The organism is Pelotomaculum propionicicum, from assembly GCF_004369225.1.
GTDB lineage: Bacteria > Bacillota > Desulfotomaculia > Desulfotomaculales > Pelotomaculaceae > Pelotomaculum_B > Pelotomaculum_B propionicicum.
In genome coordinates, this window is the sequence record NZ_QFFZ01000084.1 from 1 (window position 1) to 7,413 (window position 7,413).

8 protein-coding genes are annotated in these 7,413 nt (G+C 49.1%); all 8 read right to left on the reverse strand.

Annotation, left to right across the window (positions count from 1 at the left end; genetic code table 11):
- Positions 1–179 precede the first annotated feature (179 nt).
- Positions 180–1,454 (reverse strand): group II intron reverse transcriptase/maturase, encoded by a 1,275-nt coding sequence (gene ltrA, locus Pmgp_RS18465; protein ID WP_243119955.1) that lies wholly within the window; start codon positions 1,452–1,454, stop codon positions 180–182.
- Positions 1,455–2,224: 770 nt separating this feature from the next.
- Complete coding sequence (locus Pmgp_RS18470) at positions 2,225–2,542, reverse strand: type II toxin-antitoxin system RelE family toxin (protein ID WP_134216042.1); 318 nt, start codon at positions 2,540–2,542, stop codon at positions 2,225–2,227.
- Between the two features lie 3 nt (positions 2,543–2,545).
- On the reverse strand, positions 2,546–2,875 hold the full coding sequence (locus tag Pmgp_RS18475; protein WP_134216044.1) for a type II toxin-antitoxin system Phd/YefM family antitoxin: 330 nt from the start codon (positions 2,873–2,875) through the stop codon (positions 2,546–2,548).
- Positions 2,876–3,015: 140 nt separating this feature from the next.
- Entirely contained in the window at positions 3,016–3,285 is a 270-nt protein-coding gene (locus tag Pmgp_RS18480; RefSeq protein ID WP_134216046.1) for a hypothetical protein, read from the reverse strand.
- 151 nt (positions 3,286–3,436) lie between these two features.
- Positions 3,437–4,342, reverse strand: a complete 906-nt coding sequence (locus Pmgp_RS18485; protein ID WP_134216048.1) for a YcdB/YcdC domain-containing protein — start codon at positions 4,340–4,342, stop codon at positions 3,437–3,439.
- A 115-nt stretch (positions 4,343–4,457) separates the two neighbouring features.
- Positions 4,458–6,095 carry a TolB family protein gene (locus Pmgp_RS18490; RefSeq protein ID WP_153189236.1) on the reverse strand — a complete coding sequence of 546 codons (1,638 nt, stop codon included), beginning with the start codon at positions 6,093–6,095 and terminating at the stop codon, positions 4,458–4,460.
- Between the two features lie 91 nt (positions 6,096–6,186).
- A complete protein-coding gene (locus Pmgp_RS18495; RefSeq protein ID WP_153189237.1) occupies positions 6,187–6,486 on the reverse strand; it encodes a hypothetical protein in 300 nt (99 codons plus the stop codon).
- A 236-nt stretch (positions 6,487–6,722) separates the two neighbouring features.
- Positions 6,723–7,259 carry a hypothetical protein gene (locus Pmgp_RS18500; protein WP_134216054.1) on the reverse strand — a complete coding sequence of 179 codons (537 nt, stop codon included), beginning with the start codon at positions 7,257–7,259 and terminating at the stop codon, positions 6,723–6,725.
- Positions 7,260–7,413 lie beyond the last annotated feature (154 nt).

Below are 7,413 nucleotides of genomic sequence, written 5' to 3' on the forward strand. Positions count from 1 at the left end.
TTCCTGTCTACGCTTCGCGATGCATGTTACCACACACCACGCAAGACTCGGTACTTAACTGCTGGTTAGGCTTTATCAAGGCGACCATTTCAGGTCGCATGTGCTCCTTGAACTTGCAAGGCGCAACTCTCACAGAACCGTACATACGGGCCACGTATACGGCTCCTGATAAACCTCAGTCACTTCTCGCAGAAGTGATGCAAAATGCCGACATTATACGAAGCCATATCAATTAGTCCAATCTCATTGAACCAGCTATTTGGCAGTGCCATATTGACCAGCGGGCTGGCAGAGTTACGCCATCTCGTAACCGAGATTTTCCGAAACTCCCCTTTATACCCCCGCCTACGCAGCGCCTTGTGCAATGGCTTCCAGCTCTTCCATTCTTTCATTTGCTTCATTCGCAACCGCCGCCGAATCCACTCCATTAACTGCGCAAATAATTTCTTGCAGTTGGCAACCCTGAAATAGTTGGCCCACCCTCTTAAAACCGGGTTTAGGCGCTTCACCATTCCCTCAACGTTTATTCCGTGGTTCCTGGGAGTCAGTTGCCTTATCCTGTCCTTGATGCTCTTTATTTTCCTGGGATGGATAGAGACATACTTGGGCCATATGATAAATCCAAGATATGCTACTCCCTCATTTACGCTCGTGAGGTGTGTCTTTTCCTTATTGACCAACAGTTTCAGTTCTTTCTCAAGGATTTCGGTAGCGAGTTCCTGATATTTCCGGGCCTCTCTTTGAGTCCGGGCGAGTATCAGAATATCGTCGGCATAGCGGACGATGCGAATGCCCCTTCTTTTCATTTCCTGGTCGAATCGATCCAAATATATGTTCGTAAGCAATGGAGAGATGACTCCTCCTTGCGGACTTCCAATATCTGTCTCTTCCCAGGCTCCGTCTTTCATAACCCCAGCGGTCAGAAACTTCTTAATAAGCCTCAGCACACCGCCGTCGCTCACTTTCCGGTTTACTCCTTCTAAGATCAGCTCATGATCTAGCCGGTCAAAGCATTTGGAAAGATCCATGTCAACTACATATTCTAATCCGTATTCATTCATGAATCTCTCTGCTTTGGCCACTGCTTGGTGGCAGGAGCGTCCCGGCCGGTAGCCATAGCTTGAAGGGTGAAAGTCGGGTTCAAAGATAGGTTGCAAAATGTTCAGGAGTGCCTGTTGGACTACCCGGTCTTTTACGGTGGGTATTCCCAGCGGGCGTTTGCTGCCGTCCACTTTAGGAATTTCCACTCTTAAGACCGGCTGCGGTTCGTATGTGCCGGTTTTCAGCTCATGATGAAGCTGGTGTAACCTTTCTTCCAGGTTTTGGCCAAAGGCTTCCACGGTCTCACCGTCTACTCCGGGAGCTCCTTTGTTGACTCTAATGGCACGGTAGGCTCTTTCCAGATTATCAAGCCGGTACACTTTGTCTATTAAGCTGTACCACTTCTTCATCATTTCACCTGATTTCGCTATGCTCCCTCAATCCCTTGCGGTTTCGCGGCGGTTTCTTCTTGCGGTTTCCCGGCGTCTCTAGCTCTGTGGCAATCCTACCGTTAAGCGCCGCAATACTCCGCCTGAGCGGGCGTTATGGCAAGCAAGTTCGTCGCCGCCTGCCTTAACGTTCCCTTCGGCGTTTCAGCCTCGGTTATCTTCTCATCTCACCGCTCGGTTCATCAGTTGCATACTTTGGTTTATCTTCGCCCCTTCGCAAGCATGTAGGCTTTTGGCTCTATATGCCCCGTTGCGACTTGGCGCAACGTCCCCTCAGTTTTATCCTCCGGTCTGTTACCAGCCTTCACTGGCTGAGGATTAGTCACTACTACGGACTCATCTGCCACCCGACACCACCTGTTCCCTCCCTCGCGTTTCCGCTTGTTTGGGCTTACCTGCCGATAGCAGGATGATGCCGGGCTTCCCCGGTTAAGTCTGCTTGCCTGAACTTGAACGCATCCGTCCTAACTTCTCAGGTTATCCAGCTTTTGGGCTTTCCCACTTCTTGCAAGGTTACCCGCCTGAGTAGCCAACACCGGTTCGCTTTCGCTATGTTCCAAGTTCCCCCTTCGGCTTCCTTTAGACCTCACCGTTGCCGGTGACGCCCTTGCCTACGGGTTGTCTTCCCGCTGGTTAGGCGACAGGGTCTCTTTCAACCCATCGGCTCGGCAGACATGCCGGGCGAACAAATATAAACGCCCGGCTTTTCCGGACGTTTCATCGTTCATTTCCTGCTATTTATCTGTTCTTTTCTGTGCCAATAGGTAAACCTCGTCATCTGCCCTTGCAGATACTACAATAATCTTCATGACATCCTTTTCCCTGACCAGCTTGTATACCACCCTCAAGCCAAGCCTTTTTAGCTTGATTTTAAGGTAACCCGCAAGTCTTATGCTGTTCCTGTTTCCCAGAGGCTTGCCGTATCCCCCTTCGTTCCGCGGTAAGGGGTTGCCTGAAACCTTGTCTATGGCTTTCAGCACCTGCAACCGCTGGCTGTGGTCAAGACGCTTCAAGTCCTCCACTGCTTCCTTTAAATATTCCACCTGCCACATAAGCTACTCTATCTCCACATCTGTATTATCTAAATCTGCTTTATTTATGCCAAGCTCAGATAAAACTTTTTCCTGTGGGATAAAGTCCTCCTGTTTTGCTTTTTCCATACGCCTTTCGACTTCCAGCAGCAGACGGTATTCCTCGATGATTTCAAGCATTTGTTCATACAACTCAGGCTTTAGGAGCACACACGCCGGCGTGTTGTTTTTCAACACAACCTTAAAGCCTGCTTCCCTGACCTCTTCGAAGATTTTATTCGCCTCCCCCTTGTTGAACCGGGAAATTGGCACAAGGGAATTCAGAACACCACTTACGGTGATTTTTTCAGGCATATTATCAGAACCTCTCTTTCATCATGAGTCTCCTGATAATATTATATGCCATATCGATAAATTTAACAATGTATTTATATATAATTTTATCCCTCCCTGTAACTTTATTGGGGCAGCCCACCTTTAAACTTAAGCACCAATTATCTTTCTATTTTAGCCAGTAATTCCTTGACATACTTCATCATATTGGCTTTTCCAGATGGTACGATATGTCGAGCAAAGGGCAGCCGGACTGTTGTCCCAAAACCGTTGGAAGAAAAGGCTGAAGAAAACATTAAGGTGGCTGACAATTTGGTAAAGAGCCTTTTCATTGTTACAGCCGGACGCAGATAAAAACGGCCAGCAGTTCCAGCGCGGGAACGATTATTCCCGTCACGGTACGGATGTTTTGAAAGTTTATAAAGCTCCATAATTCCCTTTCAGTCATAAATGTGGAAAGGAAAAAACAATCAAGATAATTAAAATAACAGTTTTTTGTTTTTTAGCCCTGAACAAAATACTTATTGAGCCGGGACCTGCTGCGGCCCCGGCTCCCAAATTATTACCGCTAATGACTATGAATTAATTCATCTCCACCGTCACCGTTTTTCCGGTAAAGGCGTCGATGTATCCCCCCCAGCTTACACCATAGTCCGGCATGTAAACCAGGAGGGGCCTGGGGGCTTTCTGGCCGGAATATTCAGGCCAGAGGTAAACCAGGCGCAGCGGGTGGCTTTTCAAAAACTCGGCCTTTGCCGCTTCAGCCGTCACAACGTTCTTGCTGTCCGGAAGGGCGACGGCTGAACTGCTGTTCCCGTCGTAAAAAGCTGTAATCCTGCCTGTAAGTCCGTCTACAGTAACAGAGTACGAACGGTCCAAAACCGGGATGCCCTGGTGTGTACGCGTGAAGGTAAAATGAAATTCCGGCCGCTGACCGTCGCCCTCCAGCTTGCTCCTGTCCACCCATTCGGGAATGCTTTCTTCATGCAGCGGGTAGACGTGCATTTCCAGCTCGGCCGCTCCTTTGTCCAGGTACCTTTGCATAAATTGAACCGCCGTTTTCTGTGCGGCTTCTCTGGATACCACCGCCTTTTTGCCGCGCCCGGATTCATCCTGGAGGTTGAAGCCGACCACCTGGCCCGTGTCTGCCAGCGCGCTGAGATGTAAATAACGCATTTTGCTGTGATCCGGTCTGCCGTCCGGACCTGTTTGGGGTTCGGAACGCCAGTAATATTCTTTTATCTTAATTCCCGGATCAAAGTGCTCTCCCTGTTCTTCCACTCTCTCAAAATTCATGCCCGTCATATCAATGCCTGCTTCACCGGCCAGCAGGGAAGCCGCTTCCCCGGGAGTCCCGGCGACCAGCTTCTTACCCTCACCGTTTAAGATAATCCGCGAGGGTGACTGCATTTTAAACTTATCCAGCAACTTTCCTGTCACTGCATCAATGGGTGCCAATAAAGAAGGAGTATACATCAAGACCGGCAAATAAATCTCCCCCTTAAGTTGTTTAACTGTATAGTCGTTTGAAAACGCAAAACGTTACAGTTAAAATAAATGTACTTGTTAAAACAATCCCGGACGGCTGGAATCCCTTAATCTTTCAATTTGCCAATCCAGGGTTTTGTTCGCGGCTGAAAACCAGTTCGTATCTTGCCTCACCGGCGTACAGATAAACAAGGGCGAACTTGGACTGTTCTGCACTGGAAGACCGGTGGGGCTCGCTCATGTTCCAGAATTGAATTTGTCCCGCCCTGATCTCTTTCCCCCTGATTTGCTCATAGAACTGACGGCTCTGTTCGTCCCGGACGGGGGCGGGGCCGTCTCCTCGACAGGAATTGATGAAGCCGTCCGTCAGTTCCGCAATCTCGCTCCTCTCCCGGGAACGGGGAAAAGTGCTCAAACCCGTTACGTACCAGTTCCCGTCCAGTTTGATCATTTCGTAGGCGGTCTCAAAAGCCCAGCCGCCGGCAGTGGAGCGGAACAACGACCAGGGGTCCGTGTCGTCGGAGCGGATGACCGCGTGCCTGGATGAAAAGCCTGCCACCAGTGCGGCTCTGTCACCGTGAATCTCCACGGATTTTATCTGCCCGTTGAGATGGTGGGCGACGGACCGCAGGTGGGACAGTGCGGGCCTGCTCTTGAGTTCCTCATATATATCGGTTAAAGCCACCTGCTCCACCGGCTCCCGGGTATCCACACAGTACCGGCTCAACTCTTGCTTCAGCGCCTGATCATACGGGTTATTAGAACGGTGGCAATACTCGATGTAGGTGGTTATCGCTCCCCTCGCGCAGGCAATGATTTTGTCCTTCTCTCCTTCGTAGAGAGGGCAGTCTTGCTGCTGCACGACAGCCAACTCAGGCAGGCTCAACCTTTCCGTCCGGTAGCCGCAGACATCCACGAACCTGCCGTCGGGCCAGACGTTAAAGTGCGGGCCGGAAACCTTGACCGTCTTTTGCTCTTTTTGTGTGACCACGGTCAGGTCATAGTTCAATTCTGCGCCTGTCTCTCCCGGAGTGGTATAGATAATGCCGCCCTGGGGAAGAAATTGGCACTGGTATATGAATCTATCCGTCAGGAGCACACCTTCAGGGGTATTCACATCGGCATAAAAGGCGAGGCCGAAGTCGCCTTTGCCCACCTGCAAGATGCTGTTTCCGGCCACGTCACGGAATTTTCCCGCGCCGACGCTTTTTTGCACCTGCCCCTCCCCATCCATAAGGACCGTTTCGGACGTCGAAGGTTCATGCGTAACTGTTCCAATGAACAGGTTGTCGGACAGCATCGCCTTGAAAAAGGGGAAATTATCTTTTATCCTGTATGCCGGCAGCCCCTCGTGGTTTTCCACGTTAAACACGGCGCCGTTCACAACGTAATCGTGCTCGACATAAACCGTCTTGCTGTCGGGTGACCAGCCGAAAAACACTGCCGAAGGAAGGTTTACCAGCTTGTTCACCGGGTCTAGACTATTATCGTCGGAATTAAGCACATGCAGTTGACGGCCTCCTGCTATCCCCAGGTATCTGCCGTCAGGGGACCACCGGGCCAGGGTGATGAAAGGAATACCGGAGGCCACTCTTGTCCTCTGACCGTTGTCCAGCCGGTAGAGGTCTACCGGCCTTGTATAGTCCCCGAGAATAACCCCGACCTCTTGCTCGGGGCGGGAATAATTCATTACGTAAACGGTTTTCAAGTCCGGACTGTAACAAAGCGGCATATCGCCGGGATCCAAATCCAAAGCGCCGACTTCCGGCACACCGGGCGATTTTGCCGCTAATGACGGCAGGGCGCTTTCGAGTCCCTTTTTGATGATTTTAGCCTGTGAAATGTTACCACATAACCGAAGACGGGATGAAAAACACCCAGGGCGCAGTCACTATTCCCATGGCCAGCCCGACCCTCGCGGCTAACCTTGAATCCATCAAGCTGCGACACTGACGGTAGTTAAAAACGCCAATCAGACAACCCGCGAATACAACGGACACAATAAAGGGAAGGGCCGCGGCAGGACTTTCAAATGCATAATAACCGTTAAAACTAAAGATTGCTGAAAAAATAAAAAGTATGAAGGCTCCAGCTAAGTCAGCCAGGAAGCCGAATACCCATGCTTTTATAATGACATTTATCAACTGCTTCCGCTCCAACATAGCCCTGTTTAGGTATAATGTCAAATATATAACTAACCCGTCGATTACTAGATTGCCAAAAAGGACTGCAATTAAGAATGGCGGGAAAAACATTATCATCCACAGCGGGAATATCAAATTGTAAAGCTTGTCTTTAAAGCGAGTTCCTTTCTCCATTAAAGTCTCCCCAATTAACATGTCTATTCTGCACTCTTCCCTTTTAAATACCTGCCCATACCTCAATCATAGCCGCCTCTGGGTGGCAGTAGCTTTTTATATTCCCTTTTAGATTCCACAATGTCTCGTATACACTGGATCAGTTCTCTCAACTTATCAGCGTCGTTATTTGGATTGGTTATGCTGTCTTCCCATGACAGCTCTTTAATCTTAGAACCATGTTCGACCCTGAAGTAATAGCTTTCATACGGCGTCACCATACTAACGGGTTCCCAGGGGGGCACATAGACGGCAAATTTGTCGGGATAGTTAAAGAAGTCAATCTCAACCACTTTATTGTATATAGTGCTCAGTTCATCTCTGGACAAAGAGAGATGTGTTGTAACAGGCGGTCCTGCAACCATATCTTTTGTATAAGTCCCGTCGTAGGTGTTTAAAACATTTCTTGCTCCAATACCGTATTTAAAGACAAGGTTGAACTCCAATTCATTAGCCGTAGTTGGCTCTTCGGGTTTATTTGCCCTATTGGCACAGCCGGTAACTAAAGATACGAAAGACATTAAAATCAACAAAGATACTACAAGAATGTAACGTTTCAAGCCGCCCCCTCCGTTGTTAAGATATTTCCTAGCGTGACTTTACCATAGAATTAGCAAAAAATCCTTCTCAATCCAGTAAACACCAAGCACTTCAAGAAACACGGCTTGTATAAACTAAAAGACTGATTTTTCCAAGTCAGCATAAAGCTTCTCA